15 protein-coding genes and 2 tRNA genes are annotated in these 18,463 nt (G+C 69.8%); 5 read left to right on the plus strand and 12 right to left on the minus strand.

Annotated features, from left to right (window positions below):
* Positions 1-21: 21 nt before the first annotated feature.
* From clpX to ABZ027_RS22755, 5 genes are all read right to left on the minus strand, one after another.
* Complete coding sequence (gene clpX, locus ABZ027_RS22735; protein ID WP_356771100.1) at positions 22-1,308, minus strand: ATP-dependent Clp protease ATP-binding subunit ClpX; 1,287 nt, start codon at positions 1,306-1,308, stop codon at positions 22-24.
* A gap of 171 nt (positions 1,309-1,479) precedes the next feature.
* Positions 1,480-2,160, minus strand: a complete 681-nt coding sequence (locus tag ABZ027_RS22740) for an ATP-dependent Clp protease proteolytic subunit (protein WP_356771102.1) — start codon at positions 2,158-2,160, stop codon at positions 1,480-1,482.
* Positions 2,161-2,228: 68 nt separating this feature from the next.
* A complete protein-coding gene (locus ABZ027_RS22745; RefSeq protein ID WP_028807494.1) occupies positions 2,229-2,837 on the minus strand; it encodes an ATP-dependent Clp protease proteolytic subunit in 609 nt (202 codons plus the stop codon).
* Between the two features lie 310 nt (positions 2,838-3,147).
* Entirely contained in the window at positions 3,148-4,572 is a 1,425-nt protein-coding gene (gene tig / locus ABZ027_RS22750; protein WP_356771104.1) for a trigger factor, read from the minus strand.
* Positions 4,573-4,786: 214 nt separating this feature from the next.
* Positions 4,787-4,863 (minus strand) — tRNA-Pro (locus ABZ027_RS22755).
* A 129-nt stretch (positions 4,864-4,992) separates the two neighbouring features.
* On the opposite strand from ABZ027_RS22755, the gene ABZ027_RS22760 reads away from it, so the two are divergent.
* Positions 4,993-5,066, plus strand: a tRNA-Gly gene (locus ABZ027_RS22760).
* Between the two features lie 257 nt (positions 5,067-5,323).
* On the opposite strand, the gene ABZ027_RS22765 is transcribed toward ABZ027_RS22760, so the two are convergent.
* Positions 5,324-5,518, minus strand: a complete 195-nt coding sequence (locus ABZ027_RS22765) for a hypothetical protein (RefSeq protein ID WP_356771106.1) — start codon at positions 5,516-5,518, stop codon at positions 5,324-5,326.
* Positions 5,519-6,061: 543 nt separating this feature from the next.
* Between ABZ027_RS22765 and ABZ027_RS22770 the strand changes: the two genes are divergently transcribed.
* Positions 6,062-7,288 carry an acyltransferase family protein gene (locus ABZ027_RS22770; RefSeq protein WP_356771108.1) on the plus strand — a complete coding sequence of 409 codons (1,227 nt, stop codon included), beginning with the start codon at positions 6,062-6,064 and terminating at the stop codon, positions 7,286-7,288.
* Here the strand turns inward: ABZ027_RS22770 and ABZ027_RS22775 are convergent.
* The 4 genes from ABZ027_RS22775 to ABZ027_RS22790 form a co-directional block, all read right to left on the minus strand.
* Complete coding sequence (locus ABZ027_RS22775; protein ID WP_356771110.1) at positions 7,285-7,797, minus strand: HD domain-containing protein; 513 nt, start codon at positions 7,795-7,797, stop codon at positions 7,285-7,287. The two genes, ABZ027_RS22770 and ABZ027_RS22775, sit on opposite strands and share 4 nt — an antisense overlap.
* On the minus strand, positions 7,794-10,244 hold the full coding sequence (locus ABZ027_RS22780; RefSeq protein ID WP_356771257.1) for an FtsX-like permease family protein: 2,451 nt from the start codon (positions 10,242-10,244) through the stop codon (positions 7,794-7,796). The genes ABZ027_RS22775 and ABZ027_RS22780 overlap by 4 nt, the downstream gene beginning before the upstream one ends.
* On the minus strand, positions 10,244-11,002 hold the full coding sequence (locus ABZ027_RS22785; RefSeq protein WP_356771112.1) for an ABC transporter ATP-binding protein: 759 nt from the start codon (positions 11,000-11,002) through the stop codon (positions 10,244-10,246). The genes ABZ027_RS22780 and ABZ027_RS22785 overlap by 1 nt, the downstream gene beginning before the upstream one ends.
* 183 nt (positions 11,003-11,185) lie before the next feature.
* Positions 11,186-12,364, minus strand: coding sequence for a PP2C family protein-serine/threonine phosphatase (locus tag ABZ027_RS22790; protein WP_356771114.1), 1,179 nt, complete (start codon positions 12,362-12,364; stop codon positions 11,186-11,188).
* A gap of 161 nt (positions 12,365-12,525) precedes the next feature.
* Here ABZ027_RS22790 and ABZ027_RS22795 point away from each other — a divergent pair, with 161 nt between their 5' ends.
* Positions 12,526-13,836: a GNAT family N-acetyltransferase gene (locus ABZ027_RS22795; protein WP_356771116.1), complete on the plus strand. Its 1,311-nt coding sequence runs from the start codon at positions 12,526-12,528 to the stop codon at positions 13,834-13,836.
* A gap of 6 nt (positions 13,837-13,842) precedes the next feature.
* Here ABZ027_RS22795 and ABZ027_RS22800 read toward each other — a convergent pair whose 3' ends face one another.
* Both ABZ027_RS22800 and ABZ027_RS22805 read right to left on the minus strand, forming a co-directional pair.
* Positions 13,843-14,649: a DNA-formamidopyrimidine glycosylase family protein gene (locus ABZ027_RS22800; RefSeq protein ID WP_356771117.1), complete on the minus strand. Its 807-nt coding sequence runs from the start codon at positions 14,647-14,649 to the stop codon at positions 13,843-13,845.
* A gap of 76 nt (positions 14,650-14,725) precedes the next feature.
* A complete protein-coding gene (locus ABZ027_RS22805; protein ID WP_356771119.1) occupies positions 14,726-15,211 on the minus strand; it encodes a ribose-5-phosphate isomerase in 486 nt (161 codons plus the stop codon).
* Positions 15,212-15,426: 215 nt separating this feature from the next.
* Between ABZ027_RS22805 and ABZ027_RS22810 the strand changes: the two genes are divergently transcribed.
* Positions 15,427-16,863 carry an amino acid permease gene (locus ABZ027_RS22810; protein WP_356771121.1) on the plus strand — a complete coding sequence of 479 codons (1,437 nt, stop codon included), beginning with the start codon at positions 15,427-15,429 and terminating at the stop codon, positions 16,861-16,863.
* A 366-nt stretch (positions 16,864-17,229) separates the two neighbouring features.
* Positions 17,230-18,450 carry a transposase gene (locus ABZ027_RS22815; protein ID WP_356771123.1) on the plus strand — a complete coding sequence of 407 codons (1,221 nt, stop codon included), beginning with the start codon at positions 17,230-17,232 and terminating at the stop codon, positions 18,448-18,450.
* Positions 18,451-18,463 lie beyond the last annotated feature (13 nt).

The raw sequence follows: 18,463 nt of genomic DNA on the forward strand, positions 1-18,463 counted from the left end.
TCCGCTGCGTACCGGACTCGGCTACGCCGTCTTCTGCTCCCCCGGACCCCGCCCCCGCGAATCGCGCGGGATCAGCGTCGGGTTGACGTTGGAGAGGACCACGTCGGCGGTGATGACCACGCGGGCCACGTCCTTGCGGGACGGCACCTCGTACATGACGCCCTGGAGGACCTCTTCCATGATGGCGCGCAGGCCGCGCGCGCCGGTCTGGCGGAGGATCGCCTGGTCGGCGATGGCTTCCAGCGCCTCGCGCTCGAAGTCCAGCTCCACACCGTCGAGTTCGAAGAGCCGCTCGTACTGCTTGACGAGCGCGTTGCGCGGCTCGACCAGGATCTGGAGCAGCGCCTCGCGGTCCAGGTTGTGGACCGAGGTGATGACGGGCAGCCGGCCGATGAACTCGGGGATCATGCCGAACTTGACCAGGTCCTCGGGCATGACGTCCTCGAACTGGTCCTTGGCCTCCAGCTCCCGCTTGGAGCGGATCGTCGCGCCGAAGCCGATGCCCTTCGCGCCGGCCCGGGACTCGATGAGCTTCTCCAGGCCCGAGAAGGCGCCGCCCACGATGAACAGCACGTTCGTCGTGTCGATCTGGATGAACTCCTGGTGCGGGTGCTTGCGGCCGCCCTGCGGCGGAACGGAGGCCGTGGTGCCCTCCAGGATCTTCAGCAGGGCCTGCTGGACGCCCTCGCCCGACACGTCGCGGGTGATCGACGGGTTCTCGCTCTTGCGGGCGACCTTGTCGATCTCGTCGATGTAGATGATCCCGGTCTCGGCCTTCTTGACGTCGTAGTCCGCCGCCTGGATCAGCTTGAGCAGGATGTTCTCGACGTCCTCGCCGACATAACCGGCCTCCGTCAGCGCCGTCGCGTCGGCGATGGCGAACGGGACGTTGAGCATGCGGGCCAGGGTCTGGGCCAGCAGGGTCTTGCCGGAGCCCGTGGGACCCAGCAGGAGGATGTTGGACTTCGCCAACTCGATGGCGTCGTCGCGGCCTTGGGCACCGCCGTTCTCACCGGCCTGGACCCGTTTGTAGTGGTTGTACACCGCGACCGAGAGTGCCTTCTTGGCCGACTCCTGGCCGACCACGTACCCCTCGAGGAACTCGTAGATCTCGCGGGGCTTCGGGAGTTCCTCCCAGCGGACCTCGCTCGTCTCCGCGAGTTCTTCCTCGATGATCTCGTTGCAGAGGTCGATGCACTCGTCGCAGATGTACACACCGGGCCCTGCGATGAGCTTCTTGACCTGCTTCTGGCTCTTGCCGCAGAACGAGCACTTGAGCAGATCGCCGCCGTCACCGATGCGTGCCACGGTGTGCTTCCCCTTCGCCTGGGAGACGCCTAGGTCCAGCGGCTCCTGGTGCTGCCTTATATCCGACGGTACCTTGCCGAGCCCCCCGTTCGGGCCCCCCTTGGCGCGGTTCACTTCGACGTGCAGCGTGTCGAACCGTGCCAAGGGGCGGCAGACGCCACAGCTTCCGTGTCAGCGCACGGACGCGTTGTTCATCTTCCGGGTGGAGATGATCTGGTCGATCAGGCCGTACGCCAGGGCGTCGTCAGCCGTGAGGATCTTGTCGCGCTCGATGTCCTCGCGGATCTTCTCGACCGGCGTGGTGGAGTGCTTGGCCAGCAGGTCTTCCAGCTGGGCGCGCATCCGCAGGATCTCGTTCGCCGCGATCTCGAGGTCGGAGACCTGGCCCCGGCCCGTCTCGCTGTACGGCTGGTGGATCAGCACCCGGGCGTTCGGCAGCGCCATGCGCTTGCCGGGCGTACCGGCGGCCAGCAGGATGGCGGCGGCCGAGGCGGCCTGGCCCATGCAGACCGTCTGGATGTCCGGCTTCACGAACTGCATCGTGTCGTAGATCGCAGTCAGCGCGGTGAAGGAGCCGCCGGGGCTGTTGATGTAGACCGAGATGTCCCGGTCGGGGTCCATCGACTCCAGGCACAGCAGCTGCGCCATGACGTCGTTGGCGGAGGCGTCGTCGATCTGGACGCCGAGGAAGATCACCCGCTCCTCGAAGAGCTTCGCGTACGGGTCGTACTCGCGGATGCCCTGCGAGGTGCGCTCGACGAACCGGGGGATCACGTAACGGGACTCGGCCGCGGGGCCCGTGTACTCGGCGCGCGTGCGGTCGTACAGGCCGCTGCCGGGGAAGTCGTTCACTGTCTGTCTCCTAGGGGCTGAGGCGGTCGGCTGGGGGCTTCTGGGGCCGGTGCGGCCCCATGGGGCGGTCAGGCCCCGGTGCCGCCGCCGCCCGGGATGCCGGCAGCCGTGCTGATCACGTCGTCGATGAGGCCGTACTCCTTGGCCTCCTCGGGGTCGAACCAGCGGTCACGGTCCGAGTCACGGGTGACCTGCTCGACGGTCTGGCCCGTGTGCTGGGCGGTGAGCTCGGCCATGCGCTTCTTGGTGTGCAGCAGCCGCTCGGCGTGGATCTTGATGTCCGACGCGGAGCCCGCGAGGCCGGCGGAGGGCTGGTGGATGAGGATCTCGGCGTTCGGCAGCGCGAAGCGCTTCCCGGGGGTGCCCGCGCTGAGCAGGAACTGCCCCATGGAGGCGGCGAGGCCCATCGCGATGGTCATCACGTCGTTCTTGATGAACTGCATGGTGTCGTAGATCGCCATGCCGGCCGTGATCGAACCGCCCGGGCTGTTGATGTAGAGGTTGATGTCCTTGTCGGGATCGGCCGCGGCAAGGAGCAGCAGCTGCGCGGTGATCTTGTTTGCGATGTCATCGTCGACCGGCTGGCCGAGGAAGATGATCCGCTCGTTGAGCAGCCGGTTGTAGACCTGGTCGCCGAGGCCACCACCGATGGAAGGCTCGCCGGCGGCTGAGGGCATCAGATTCGTCACGTATCCACCTGCTCGTCTTACGACGGCGCCGGGCCGTCTCACGTTTCCCTGCGGGGCTGGAGCCGTTCGGGGACTCCACTGCCCTCGTATTCATGGACCCTAACGCGCGGGTCCCTTCGGAGAATCCCGGGAAGGCGGGTGTTCGCCGGGGGCGTAGCGTCTGGCCCGCCGGTGGGGCCGCACATCGATACAGCCGCGCGCCTGGGCGGGCTGCCCCTGGCGTAAGGACCCCTAAGGCGAAGGGCCCCGGAGCCGATGTGCTCCAGGGCCCCTGCCTACGTCAGAGGTGACGCGGGAATCAGGCCTCGGCCTTCTTCTCACCCTCGTCCTCGGAGCCGCCCTCGGCCTTCTCCTCGGCCGGGGCGTCCTCGGTGGAGTCGGCGGTGGCCTCGACGGCCTCCGTCTCCTCCTCCTCGTCGTCCAGGTCGACGATCTCGCCGTTGGTGTCCTTGACGGTGGCCTTCTCGACCACGGCGGCCAGGGCCTTGCCGCGGGCGACCTCGCCGACCAGCATCGGGACCTGGCCACCCTCGACGACCGCCTGGGCGAACTGGTCGGGGGACATGCCGGAGGAGGCCGCGCGCCGCATGAGGTGCTCGGTGAGCTCCTCCTGGCTGACGTTGAGCTTCTCCTGCTTGACGAGCTCGTCGAGGACGAACTGGGTCTTGATGCCCTTGACCGCGGCCTCGCGGGTCTCGGCCTCGAACTCCTCGGCGCTCTTGCCCTGGATCTCCAGGTACTTGTCGAGGTCGAGGCCCATCTGACCGAGCTGGTGGTGCTCCAGGTTGTGCTTACGGGTGTTGACCTCGTCCTCGAGCAGCTTCTCGGGGACGGGCACCTCGACGAGCTCCAGCAGCTTCTCCAGGACGCGCTCCTGGGCCTGCGTGGCCTGGTCGTACTGCTTGGTGTTCTCGAGGCGCTTGCGGCTGTCCGCCCGAACCTCTTCGAGGGTGTCGAACTCAGAGGCGAGCTGCGCGAACTCGTCGTCCAGCTCGGGCAGTTCACGCGCGGCGACCTGGGTGACCTTGACGGTGACCTCGGCCTCCTTGCCGGCCGCCGAGCCGCCCTTGAGCTCGGAGGTGAAGGTGGCCTCGCCACCGGCCTCCAGGCCCTTCACGGCGTCGTCGATGCCGTCCAGCAGCTCGCCGGAACCGATGGTGTAGGAGACGCCGCTCGCGACGCCGTCCTCCAGCACCTCGCCGTCGACCTTGGCCTCCAGGTCGAGGGTGACGACGTCGCCGTCCTCGGCCGCACGCTCGACCGGGGAGGTCGACGCGAAGCGCTCACGCAGCTCGCTGACGGCCTTGTCGACGTCCTCGTCGCTGACCTCGACCGCGTCGACCTCGACCTCGATGCCGGAGTAGTCCGGGATCTCCAGGGCCGGGCGGACGTCGACCTCGGCGGTGAAGTTCAGCGTCTCGCCGTCCTTCAGGTCGGTGATGTCGACCTCGGGCTGGCCCAGCACGTTGAGCTCGGCCTCGTTGACCGCTTCGGTGTAGAACTTCGGAAGCGCGTCGTTGACGGCCTCCTCGAGCACGGCGCCACGACCGAACCGCTGGTCGATGACGCGGGCCGGGATCTTGCCCTTGCGGAAGCCCTTCACCGTGACCTGCTGGTTGATCTTCTTGTACGCCGCGTCGAGGCTGTCCTTGAGCTCCTCGAAGGGCACCTCGACAGTGAGCCGAACCCGAGTCGGGTTCAGGGTCTCCACGGCGCTCTTCACGGTTCGGTCTCCTTGTGGCTGACTGCTTGGGTTCTGCCGGGGCCAGAACGGCTCCGGCGGATTCGCCGCCCGGAGGACTTCGTAACGGAGAGACACACGGGCGACCAGCTTGCATAGTAACGGCAGCGGCGACACGCCCCAAAGGCGATCACGGAACGCGATCACGGACATGACCGCGCGAGTGGCCGACGACAGGCCGGGGACGGCCGATCAGTGGTCGGGGTGGCGGGATTTGAACCCACGGCCTTCCGCTCCCAAAGCGGACGCGCTACCAAGCTGCGCCACACCCCGTGCTGGTGCGACACGTAGGGTACATGCCCACAGGCAGCATGGCCGCCGCATTAACAGGGTGTGCGTCGAAGGGGTACGACCCGCTACGATGCCTGTGTGCCGCGGTCACCGACCTGCGGCGCGCGCTGTGCGGGCGTAGCTCAATGGTAGAGCCCTAGTCTTCCAAACTAGCTACGCGGGTTCGATTCCCGTCGCCCGCTCCACATGACGTAGGGCCAGGTCAGAGGATCATTCCTCCGCCTGGCCCTCGTCGTTTGCGCGGTCGTTTCCCGGTCGCTTCCCGGTCGCTTCCGCGGGCGCGGCAGGACCGGCACGCGACGACCGGGTGAGCTTCGAAAAAAGGCCTCCGGCCCATTCCTTGCGAGGAGCGGGCCGGAGGCCTTTTGTCGTGCCCTGCACGCGGTGTCCGCGGCGTCCACTGTTCGAGCACGGTTCGACGACGGACCATGGTCGGTCGCGCCTAGAACTGGATCGAGTTGATGGTCTCCGCTATCGAGTTCAGGAACCGCTGGATGTCGTCGGCCATGCCGGTCGAGGCGAGGAAGAAGCCGAAGAGCACCGCGACTATGGCGGGGCCGGCCTTGATTGAGCCTCCCCTGATCAACACCACCAAGATGATCGCCAACAGCAGCACCACTGACAGCGAAATGGCCACAACTGATCACACCCTCGATCGGTCCGCTCTCCCGGCCCGGAGGTGCAGCCCCTCGCACCCCCGCCAGAACCATCGTGCCACCAACGGGGCCCGCATATGCGGCACGTGACCCAACGTTGGCCAAGGCCGCCCGGGATCTCCCCGTGCGCGCGGGCCGGCAGGGGCTTCCCCTGGGCCCTCGCACAGCAATTCGACGGGGTCTCCCCGCAGGTAATTCAGCTGGATCGTTTCCGTGCCCACACACCGTGTTCGCAGGCGATTCGAAATTCAGCCACAAGGAGGCCGGTGACCTGCACGGCATGCCGATAATGCACCATTTAGTATGGATGAATCGTGACAAGTAAGGCACGTACGATGCCCTGGCCGGATATTCAGCGTGTGTCGGTCCTCACGTGGACAGGAATGTCAACTTCCGGAAAACGCGGGTAGGCGAAGCCATTAACCAGGAATGACGTCGGGAATTTTACGAATACGCACACCCAGGGCTAGGGTGCCTCAGATGTTCCACGCCGCCTCGTCCCCCGCCCGCGCAGCGAGGTCCCTGTGACGAACCCGCTGCGACCGCACGGCCAGAATCGATCTCCACTCCCTCCGGCACAGTCGTCGGCGGACGGAGTGCCGAGCCCGCGCACGCCGCAGAGCCAGCGCGAACCGGCCCCGCCCCGGGCCGCCGCCGGTTCCAAGCCCGGCGCCAAACAACGCGACGCGTTCTTCGACAACGCGAAGTACCTGGCGATCGTGCTGGTCGCCGTGGCCCATTCCTGGGAGCCCCTCAAGGGCGACAGCCGGATCCTGGAGGCCATGTACACGGTCGTGTACTCCTTCCACATGCCGGCGTTCATCATCATCTCCGGGTACTTCTCGCGCAGCTTCGACATGCGCGCCGACCGGCTCAAGCGCCTGATCACCGGCGTGGTGGTGCCGTACGTCCTCTTCGAGACGGCCTACTCCCTGTTCAAGCGCTACTTCGACCACTCGCCGGGCCAGGAGATCAGCCTGCTGGACCCCTGGTACCTGACCTGGTTCCTGTGCGCGCTGTTCGTCTGGCGGATGACCACGCCGATCTGGAAGATGGTGCGGTGGCCGCTGCCGCTCGCACTCGGCATCGCCATGCTGGCGTCCGCCTCGCCCGAGATCGGGGACGACCTGGACTTGCAGCGGGTGCTGCAGTTCCTGCCGTTCTTCGTGCTCGGCCTGTGCATGAAGCCCGAGCACTTCAAGCTGGTGCGCCGGCGTTCGATGCGGATCGCGTCGGTGCCGGTGGTCGCGGCCGCGTTGGTGGTCGGCTGGTGGGCCGTGCCCCGTATGAACACGTCGTGGTTCTACCACCGTGACGCCGCTCAGGAGATGGCCGCGCCCTGGTGGTCCGGGCCGGTCATGGTCCTCGCGCTGTTCGGCTGCTCGCTGCTGCTGACCGCCTGCTTCTTCGCCTGGGTGCCGGGCCGTCGGATGTGGTTCACGGCCCTCGGCGCGGGCACGCTGTACGGCTACCTGCTGCACGGCTTCCTGATCAAGGGCGGCGACTTCTGGGGCTGGTTCGACCACGCCTGGATGGAGCGGCCGCTCGGCGAGATCTTCGTGAGTGCCCTCGCGGCCGCCGCCGTGACCCTGCTGTGCACCGCGCCGGTGCGCCGGGTCTTCCGGTTCGCGATGGAACCGACGATGGACTGGGCCTTCAAGCGGGACGCGGCCGAACTGGCGCGCGGGCGCGAGAAGAACGACAAGAAGAACGAGACGGGCGTGCGCGAGCGCGAGAAGGTCAGCGCCTAGGTCACCGGACCCCGTTCACCGCTGTCAGCGACCAGACCGAGAAGCGCACGCATCCGCGTGTACTTCTCGGTCAGTCGTGTGCGGGTGGGCTCGTCCAGCACCGCGAGGCGGGCCGGGTCCGCGTTGTGGGCCAGGTCCGCCTCCTTCACCAACAGGGCGCCCGGGGTGGCGAGAACGCGCCGGGCATACGCCTCGGGCGGCTCCGCGGCCCGCTTGGTGACCGCGCGCACGATGTCCTTCGTACGGCGGCTGAGGGCCGCCTCCTCCAGCCACCTCTCGGAGAGCGCGTCGTCCTCGACGCTGTCGTGCAGCCAGGCCGCCGCGATCTGCTCCTCGTCGCCACCCCGCGCGCGTACCCCTTCCGCCACGGCCCGCAGGTGTTCGGCGTAGGGCCGGCCTGCCTTGTCACGCTGGCCCGCGTGGGCGGCGCGGGCGATGGCCTCGACTTCGGCCAACGTCAGGGACTGCGGCTCCGGCATGGCGGGCGGCGGCTGTGGAGTGTCTGTCATTCGTCCAGTGTGTCGGCGCGCAGGGCCGCGCGGGCCGGGAGGGTGACCGCCGTCAGGCCGAGCAGGACGATCCCGCCGGCGAAGGCGCCGTAGACCGGGGGCGGGATGTACGGTCCCTGGCCCGTCAGTCCCTTCGTCATCGGGATCAGTGTGGCCAGGGCGATCGCCGTGCCGAGGGCGATGCCCGCGAGGACGACCAGGAGGGCCTCCCAGCGGACCATGCGCAGCACCTGACGCCGGGTGGAGCCGATCAGTCGCAGCGTGCCGAGTTCGCCGCGGCGGTCGAGGACGGTCATCACCAGGGTGTTGGCCGCGGCGACGGCCGCGAATCCGCCGAGGACGGCGGCCATGACCGCGTTGGCCCAGGCGTTGAGCTCCCGTTCCGCCGACTGGGCGGCCGTGTGGTCGGCGCGGTCCAGGACCGTGCCGAGGGTGCCCAGACCGTCCGCCGTACCGCCCTTGGTCCACAGCTCGGTGTCGTAGGCGGAGGTGACGTGGGTGGCGAGGTCGGCGCGGCTCATCGTGACCTGGGACAGACCCAGACCCCGTCCGTAGGTCGCCACGATCCGCGGCTTCGCCCTGGTGCCGTCGGGCAGGCGCACCAGGATCCGGTCGCCGACGTCGACGTTCGCGTTGTCGGCCACGGCGGAGTCGACGGCCACCTCGCCCCGTTTCAGGGACAGTTGGCCATGTCGGACGTCCAGATCCTGTACGGCGGCCAGGTCGTGGGCGGACCCCGTGACGCCCTGCGCGGACACCGCCGTGATCACACCGCCCGAGGCGGGGACGAGCACCGAGGTCTTCAACAGGCCGACGGCGGCGGTGACTTCGGGGGCGCCGGCGGCCCGTCGTACGGCGTCCGGGGGCAGGCCCGGGTCCGCGGTGACGATGTGGTCGGCGAGGATGCCCGCCTCCTGCTGCCGTTCGGTGACCCGCTCCTCGCTGGTGTGCATGAAGACCAGCACCGAGGAGAAGGCCATGGCGAGGACGATCGGGGTGATCGCGGACGCCAGTCGGCGGGCGTTCGTACGGGAGTTGGCGGCGGCCAGTGAGGCGGGGGCGCCCGCGCCGCGCAGCGGGAGCCCGAACAGGGCTGCGCAGGCACGGGCGACCAGCGGGCCGAGCAGGGCCACCGCCAGCATGAACAGCATCACGATGCCGAGCGCCGCGTTGGCCGCGTCCTCACCGGTCGTGGAGGCGGCCAGACCCGCGCAGACGAATCCGCCGACCGCGGCGGCGACACCGAGCGGCATCCGGATCCAGCCCACCCGCAGTCGCTCCACGGCCGCCTCGCCCAGCGCCTGTCCCGGCTTGACGCGGGAGCTGCGGTGGGCGGCCGTGTACCCGGCCAGGAGGGCGGTGACGAGGACGGCGCCGACGGCGACGACCAGCGGGATCCAGGAGACGGACAGGTCGACGGCGTCGGGGATCGCGCCCCTGTCGCGCAGCTGCCCGAACCACCAGCGGGCCAGGGCGATTCCGGGAAGGCAGCCGGCCGCGCCCGCGAGCGGGGCGATCAGGAGCGTCTCGGTGGCGATCGTGCGGCGGATCTGGCGCGGGGTGGCTCCGACGGCGCGCAGCAGCGCGAACTCGCGGGCGCGCTGGCCGACGGCGAGGGCGACCGTGCCGGCCGCGGTGAACATGGCGACCGCGGTCGCGACGCCGCCGAAGGAGCCGCCGATTCCCATGAGGGTCTCGCGGGCCTCGACGAGGGTGGGGTCGGCCACGGCGCCGCGGTCGTCGCCGCTGTGGACCTGGGCACGGTCGCCGAGGGCGTGGGCCACCTGGGCGGCGAGGGTGCGGGTGGTCACCCCGGGCCTGGGCAGTACGGCGACGGCGTCCACGCGGCCGGGGTGGCCGGAGACCCGTACGGCTTCGGAGTCGGCGAACCAGACGGCGTCCTGGCCGGTGCCGTCGGCGCCGGTGTTGGCACTGGTGATGCCGGAGACGCGGTAGGCGCGGGTGCCGTCGGGTGTGGTGAGGGTGACGTGGTCGCCCACCGTGCCGTGCGGGAGGGCCACTTCGCCGGGGTGCGGGGCGCGCCCCTCGGTGAGGTGTTCGCCGGTGAAGGCGGTGGAGGACCAGTTGTGGGCGCTGCGGGCGCCGCGCGGGTCCCGGACCGGGAAGGTCACGTCGGCGACGGCCGTGCGGGCGCCGGGGGCCGAGGCGGCCTTCGTCACCAGGGAGACGTCGAGACGGGCGCGGTCCGGGACCGGCTCGCTGTCCGCGCTGTCGCCGTGGCCGTAGTGGGCCCGCTGGTCGGCGGCGGCCACCACGGGGGCGTCGGCGTAGCGCTGGGGCGGGACGGTGGCACGGGCGCCGGTCTCCAGGAGGACGCCGCAGGCCGAGACGATCGCCGCGGCCAGCACGAGCGCGACCAGCGTGCCGATGAACGCGGCGGGACGGAACCTGACGGCGGCACGGGCGAGGCCGTTGGGTACGAGCATCACGCCGCCGTCCGGTCGTAGGGCGCCGGGACGGTGAGGGTCGTCATGCGGGCGGCGATCCGCTCCGCCGGGGCGCGGTCGAGGTGGTCGGCGATCTCGCCGTCGGCCAGGAACAGGACCCGGTCCGCCCAGGTGGCGGCCGACGGGTCGTGGGTGACCATGACGACGGTGGAGCCCTGGGTGTCCACGGCCTGCCGGAGCAGGGCGAGGATCTCGGCGGCCGTCGTGGTGTCCAGGGCACCGGTCGGCTCGTCCGCGAAGATCACGTCGGGGCGGGTGACGAGGGCGCGGGCGATCGCGACGCGCTGCTGCTGTCCGCCGGAGAGCTGGCCCGGGCGGCGGCGTGCCTTGTCGCCGAGACCGACCTGGGCGAGTACCTCGGCGGCGCGGCGACGGTCGGGGCGGTGGCCGGCCAACCGCATCGGCAGCACGACGTTCTGCTCGACCGTCAGGGACGGAAGCAGGTTGAAGGCCTGGAAGACGAAGCCGAGGCGGGTGCGGCGCAGCGCGGTGAGCTTGTTCTCGCGCATGCCGGTGATCTGGGTGCCGCCGAGACGGACGGTGCCGGCGGTGGGGCGGTCGAGGCCCGCCGCGCACTGGAGGAACGTGGACTTGCCGGAGCCGGAGGGGCCCATCACGGCGGTGAAGCTGCCGGGCCGGAGGGTGAGGTCGATGCCGCGCAGGGCGTGGACCGCGTTACGGCCGCGGCCGTAACGCCGGGACACTCCGTGCAGTTCTACGGCCCACTCGCCTGCCATGCGCTCGCCCTCCGGTCGGTCGTCTGTGGAGCATCACGGTGGTGATGTCTCGAACCTACGAACCGGGGACGGTCGCCCACCATGAGGGCGACCGGCGGACCTGACCTGAGGAAAACCCCACCATGCGGGCTGAGCCGCAGGTGGGGGCGGGTGTCGGGGCCGGACGGGGGCGAGGGGGCCCGGTCAGCGGATGGCCGCCGCCGTCGGCCCCTCGCGGCAGATCAGCAGCAGGGCCCGGTCGTCGTTGACGTCCTTCGCCACCGCTTCGATCAGGTGCCAGGCCGCGCCGTGGAAACCGCCGGCGACATAGCGGTCGGCTTCACCGGTGAGGCGGTCGATGCCCTCCACTATGTCGCGGTCGGACGTTTCCACCAGACCGTCCGTGAACAGCATCAACACGTCCCCGGGGCGCAGTGAGCCCTTCACGGAGTCGAACTGGGCGCCGTCGTACACGCCCAGGAGGGGGCCGTCGGCGGCCTTCTCCTCCCAGCGGCCGCTGCCGGCGCTGAGCTGGAGGCCCGGCGGGTGTCCGGCGGAGTACAACTCGTAGTCGCCCGAGTCCAGATCGAGGACCAGGTGGATGGAGGTGGCGAAGCCCTCGTCCCAGTCCTGGCGGAGGAGGTAGCCGTTGGCCGCGGGCAGGAACGCGTGCGGGGGCAGACTGCCCAACAGGCCGCCGAACGCGCCCGACAGCAGCAGGGCCCTCGACGCGGCGTCCATGCCCTTGCCGGACACGTCCGTCAGGACGACCTCCAGGGTGCGGTCGCCGTTGGTCCGTGCCGCGACGACGAAGTCTCCGGAGAACGACTGGCCGCCCGCCGGGCGCAACGCCATCTCGCGGTGCCAACCCGGCGGCAGTTGCGGCAGTTTGCTCTGGACCCGGATGCGTTCGCGCAGGTCGAAGAGCATGGTGCCGCCGCGTCTCCAGGGGACGCCCACCCGGCTGCGGAACTGCGCGATCAGCAGTCCGAAGAAACCGCAGGCGGCGACCACGAGGACGACGCCCGGGGTGACCCGGGAGGGGCCCTCGGTGTACGGGCCCAGCTGCACCGACTCCACGATCAGCGCGGTGGCCGCCGCCGCGTACAGGCCGAGCAGGCTCGCCGGGCGCAGCAGCAGGCCGCCCGCGACGATCGGCAGGACCAGCGCGGCCGGGGAGCACCACACCGAGTTCGCGAGCGTGGTGGCGGCGATCACGGGCACGGTCAACAGCAGGCCCGCCAGGGCGACCCAGTCCGAGCCGTCGCCGCGGAAGTAGTCGACGGCGCTTCTGCGCATGCCGACGCGGACCCGGTGCCACTGCATCTTCAACCGGGCCGTGAACGTCTCGGCTTCTGCGCGCCGTTCTCGTCCTGCTGCCATTAGTTCGGGACCCTATCCATCGGACCAGCCGCTTGGCACGGGAGGTCCCACTTGTCCCCCGTCCGAGGCTCAACTCACAGTGAACTTCACAGAAAGGCTCCGCGTCGCCATCAAGGCGAAATCCCCTGGCCCGTCCCGCAATGCCCTGATAGGCATGGTCCATGGCGACTGACAACGGCACCGGCCAAGGCGATCACGACACTCACGGCGGGGCGGGCCGCGGGGCCGCGCACGAGTCCGGTCACGGGCTTGACGTGCGGGTACTGCGGCAGGACGAGTGGGACGAGTGGTACGACAACCTGCTCCGCGCCTTCGGCGGAGTCCCGGAGGCGCTCGGGGAGCGGGAGCTGTGGAACGCGCTCAAGGAGACGGACCGGTCGATAGGCGCCTGGGACGGGGACGTGTGCGTGGGCACGACGGGGGCGTTCAGCTTCCGGCTGACCGTGCCAGGCGGCGCCTCGGTGCCCGCCGCGGGCGTGACCATGGTCGGCGTGGCCGCCACGCACCGGCGGCGTGGCGTGCTGCGCTCGATGATGCGGCGCCAACTGGACGACGTACGGGAATGGGGCTGGCCCCTGGCGGTCCTCACGGCCTCCGAGCCCGCGATCTACGGCCGGTTCGGGTACGCCGCGGCGACGTTCTGCGTCAATGTCGAGGTCGACACCACACGCGTACGACTGTCCGTGCCGCCCGGCACCGATGACGTACGGCTGCGGTACGCCGCACCGGCCGACGTCCTGGACGCGTGCGAGGCGGTGTACGCGCGCCGGGTGCCCGTCCGGCCGGGGATGCTGGCCCGGATGCCCGGATGGGAGCGGGCCGGGGTGGTGGACCCGGAGAGCCGTCGGCAGGGGGCGTCGCCGCTGCAGTGCGTGGTCGCCGAGCGGGGCGGCGAGGTCGTGGGGTACGCGCGTTTCCGGATCAAGCCGGAGTGGGATACCGCAGGACCCAGGGGCGAGGTGCTCCTTCAGGACACCGAGGCGCTGGACGCGGCGGCGCACGCCGCGCTGTGGCGGTTCCTGTTCGAGATCGACCTGACGTCGACGCTGAGCGCGCAGGGGCGGCCTCTGGACGAGCCGTGGATGTCCATGGTGAGCGACATCCGGCGGTGCGGGTTGCGGGTGCGCGATTCCCTGTTCGTCCGGCTGGTGGACGTCGGGGCCGCCTTGGAGGCGCGGACGTATCAGGCGCCGGTGGATGTGGTGTTCGACGTCGACGACGCCTTCTGCCCCTGGAACGCGGGGCGTTGGCGGCTGGTGGGCGACGCGAAGGGCGCGTCGTGCGCTCGCACCACGGATCCCGCCGATCTCTCCCTGTCGGTACGGGAGTTGGGCGCGGCGTATCTCGGGGGCGTGAGCCTGGCCTCGCTGGCGGCGGCCGGCCGGGTGCGGGAGCTGCGGCGGGGCGCGTTGACGGAGGCGACGGTCGCGTTCGGGTCGCCGGTGCCGCCCTGGCTGCCGCACGGGTTCTGAGCCCGGTCAGCTCCGCTGGCAGGTCGGACACCAGAAGAGGTTGCGGGCGGCGAGGTCGGCGGTGCGGATCTCGCCGCCACAGAGGTGGCAGGGCAGGTTGGCCCTGCGGTAGACGTAGACCTCGCCGCCGTGGTCGTCGACGCGCGGGGGGCGGCCCATCGCCTCCGGGGTGTGTTCCGGGCGGACGGTGTCGATGCGGTTGGCGCGGACACCCTCGCGCATCAGCTCGACGAGGTCGTTCCAGAGCGCGTCCCACTCGGCCGGGGTGAGGTCCTTGCCGGCGCGGTACGGGTCGACGCGGTGCCGGAAGAGGACCTCGGCGCGGTAGACGTTGCCGACACCGGCGACGATCTTCTGGTCCATCAGCAGGGCGGCGATCGTCGTACGGCTGCGGGAGATCCGCCGGTACGCGGCCCCCGGGTCGGCGTCCTCGCGCAGCGGGTCGGGGCCGAGGCGGTCGTGGACCGCGTCCTTCTCGGCGTCCGTGATCAGGGCGCAGGTCGTCGGGCCGCGCAGATCGACGTACGACGTGCTGTTCGCGAGCCGGAGCCGGACGGTGTCCGTGGGCGGGGGCGCGGGGGCGGCTCCGAAGCCGACCTTGCCGAACAGGCCGAGGTGGATGTGGATCCAGGACTCGGCGAACCCGAGGAACAGGTGCTTGCCGTGGGCCTCGGTGCGGGTGAGTTCGGCGCCGTCGAGGAGGGCGGCGGAGTCGCTGAACTTGCCCTGGGGGCTGGTCACCCGGGGTGCGGTGCCGGTGAAGGCGGCGGCGTAGTCCTGCGCCAGCCGGTGGATCGTGTGCCCTTCCGGCACGGTGCTGTTCCTTTCCCCGACCCCTGGGGCGTCGCCGGGGCCCCGCCACAGGCTTCGCCCCGGGCCCGGTACTCCCTTACTGCTGCGGGTGGTGCGCCGGGATCGGCGGGAGGTCACCCGTCGTCTCGTAGCCGGCGAGCATCTCGATGCGGCGGAGGTGACGCTCGTCGCCGGAGAACGGTGTGTTGAGGAAGGTCTCGACGAACTTCGTCGCCTCCTCCTGCGAGTGCATGCGCGCACCCACCGCCACGACGTTCGCGTCGTTGTGCTGCCGGCCCAGGGACGCGGTCTCCTCGCTCCAGGCCAGTGCCGAGCGCACGCCCTTCACCTTGTTCGCCGCGATCTGCTCACCGTTGCCGGAGCCGCCGATCACGACACCGAGGGCGTCCGGGTCCGCGGCCGTCCGCTCGGCGGCACGGAGGCAGAACGGGGGGTAGTCGTCCTGGGCGTCGTAGATGTGCGGACCGCAGTCCACGGGGTCGTGGCCGGCCGCCTTGAGCCAGTCGACGAGGTGGTTCTTGAGTTCGAAGCCCGCATGGTCGGAGCCGAGATACACGCGCATGGGACGAGTGTGACACGACTGTTTTGGGGCAGCAGCCCCGGGGGCGCATGCCGAAAACTCCAGACAATACCGAGAAACCTCAGGAAAACCTCAAGTAACGATCCGGAATCGAAGGTTCACGAATTCCTTTGCCTCCGATTCACTGGACCGATTCGTTCACCCTCGTACACCGTTCGTATGGGGCAACAGCACAACCGGCGCAAAGGAATCCGTTCATGACCTCGCAGCCGACTCTCCCCGAGGCTGGTCAAGCCCAAGGAGCCCCCGGTGAACCCGGTGGGCTCCAGGCGGGACTCAAGAACCGACATCTTTCGATGATCGCCATCGGTGGCGTCATCGGAGCCGGACTGTTCGTCGGATCCAGTTCCGGTATCGCCACCGCGGGCCCCGGCATCCTCCTGTCGTACGCCCTCGTCGGCACGCTCGTGGTGCTGGTGATGCGGATGCTCGGTGAGATGTCCGCCGCCAACCCGACCTCGGGTTCCTTCTCGGCGCACGCCGACCGGGCGCTGGGGCCCTGGGCCGGGTTCTCCATCGGCTGGCTGTACTGGTTCTTCTGGGTCGTCGTGCTCGCCGTGGAGGCCACCGCCGGGGCCAAGATCCTGGAAGGGTGGATACCCGCCGTTCCGCAGTGGGGGTGGGCGCTGATCGTGATGGTGGTGCTGACCGCCACCAACCTGGTGTCGGTGGGTTCCTACGGCGAGTTCGAGTTCTGGTTCGCCGGCATCAAGGTCGTCGCCATCGGCGCGTTCATCGTCGTGGGCGGTCTGGCCGTGTTCGGTGTGCTGCCGGGCGCCGACAGCGACAAGGCCGGGCTGGGCAACCTCACCGACCACGGCGGCTTCCTGCCCAACGGGCCCGGCGCCATCCTCACCGGTGTCCTGCTGGTCGTCTTCTCCTTCATGGGCAGCGAGATCGCCACCCTCGCCGCGGGTGAGTCGGAGGACCCGCAGCGGGCCGTCACCAAGTCCACCAACAGCATCATCTGGCGTATCGGCGTCTTCTACCTCGGCTCGATCTTCGTGGTCGTGACGCTGCTGCCGTGGGACGACAAGTCCATCGCCGAACAGGGCTCCTACGTCGCCGCCCTGGACTCGCTGGGCATCGCGCACGCCGGTCAGATCATGAACTTCATCGTGCTGACCTCGGTGCTGTCCTGTCTCAACTCCGGCCTGTACACGGCCTCCCGCATGGCCTTCTCGCTCGGTGAGCGCGGCGACGCGCCCAAGGCGTTCGCGCGGGTCAACGGCCGGGGCGTGCCGATGGCGGCGATCCTGGCGTCGGTCGTGTTCGGTTTCGTCGCCGTCTTCTTCAACTACCTGTCCCCGGACACGATCTTCCTCTTCCTCGTCAACTCCTCCGGTGCGGTGGCCCTGTTCGTCTGGCTGGTGATCTGCTTCTCGCAGCTGCGCATGCGAAAGATCATCCAGGCCGAGGCGCCGGAGAAGCTGGTCGTGAGGATGTGGCTGTACCCGTATCTGACCTGGGCGTCGGCCGCGCTGATCGTCTTCGTGCTGGGCTACATGCTCACCGACACCGAACACGACGGGCGGGAGACCGTGCTGCTGACGCTGGCGGTCGCCGCGGGCGTGCTCGCGATCGCCTTCGCGAAGGAGAAGCTCAAGGGCGAACGGGCCGTCACGAAGGTCTGAGCGAAGCTGCTCGACTCTGCTTCGACTCTGTGGCGAAGGGGCCCCGTGGTGTGTCACCACGGGGCCCCTCCGCGTGCGGCCGCCTGTCGTCACGTCACCTGGGTCTTGCGAGGTGGCCCCGGGTTCGCGCTGGGGAGGAATCGCTTGCGGGTGCCGCGACGCGGAGCGTTGTCGCTTCCGGTTCGGCGTGGAGCACCCGTACCGCTGTCGGCATCGCCGAGATGATGCGAACGCGTGTGCGTGTGATCGCTGGTCGGGGTGGTGGCCGTGGAATCGAGGTGCGTTTGTGCGGCGGTCGTACATACGGTCCTTCGGAGGGTTCGGGACGGCACAGTGCCCCGGCCAGGGCCGTGAGGGGGGGGCGAGATGGCGCAGGTGGGGGTGGCTGCGGAGGGCGGGCATGCCCGGTACACCTACCGGCTGCGTGTGTCGTCCACCGCTCGTACTGCGCTGGCGGCGGAGTGGGACCGGTGCCGCTGGGTGTGGAACGAATGCGTCGCCAAGTCCAGGATCGTGCATCTGCACAACAAGGCGACCGGGGAAGACCAGACGTGTGGCCCGGCGCAGCTCGACAGGATGCTGACCGAAGCCCGGAAGATGACGCCGTGGCTGCGTGAGGGCTCGTCGGTTGTCCAGCAGCAGATCATCCGTGACTTTGGCCGCTCCCGCGCCAAGGCGCACAAGGACATTTGCGAACGCCTGCCCATGACGCGCCGGGCGGGGATGCCGAAGTGGAAGACCAAACGGGAGGCACTGCCGTCCCTCAACTACACCCGGCGCGGGTTCCGGTTGAAGGACGGCCGTCTGCACCTGGCCGGGGGCATCGTCGCGGGGGTGGTGTGGTCGCGGGACCTGCCGGCTGAGCCGTCCTCGGTACGCCTCTACCAGGACAGCCTCGGGCACTGGTACGCCTCGTTCGTCGTGCCCGCCCAGGTCCAGCTCCTGCCAGAGACCGGCCGGGTACTCGGTGTCGACTGGGGTGTGAAGGAGACCGCGACCACCACCTCCGAAGCTCACGACCTGCCGCACGCCGGGCACGGCCAAAAGGCTGAGGCGAAGCTGACCCGGTACGACCGGATGATGGCCCGTCGCAAACCGAAGAAGGGTCGGCCCGGATCGAAGGGCCACCGCGAGGCGAAGAAGCTGCGAGCAAAGGCGCACAAGAAGGTCGCCCGGCAGCGTGCGGACACCGGCCGCAAGTGGGCCAAGAAGGTGGTCCGCGACCATGACGCCATCGCGGTCGAGGACTTCCGCCCCAAGTTCCTCGCCAAGACCACCATGGCCCGCAAGGCCGCTGACGCCGCCATCGGCGCCACCAAAGCAGCCCTGTTGGAGATGAGCCGCAAGCACGGGCGGGACATCCGCCTCGTCCACCCCGCGCACACCACGATGGACTGCGCGCACTGCGATGCGAGAGCCAAGCACGCTTTGCCGCTGGGTGAGCGCACCTACACCTGCACCACGTGCGGAACCGTGTCCCCGCGGGACAAGAACTCCGCACGCGTGATGCTCGTCCGGGCTGGTCTCAACCCGGCTGGTGCTGATGGCGGAAGACCTCCTGGAGCGCTGCTCCAGGAGGCAGCCTGAGCCAGGAATCCCC

It is taken from the genome of Streptomyces sp. NPDC006332, from assembly GCF_040612855.1.
Taxonomy (GTDB): Bacteria; Actinomycetota; Actinomycetes; order Streptomycetales; family Streptomycetaceae; genus Streptomyces.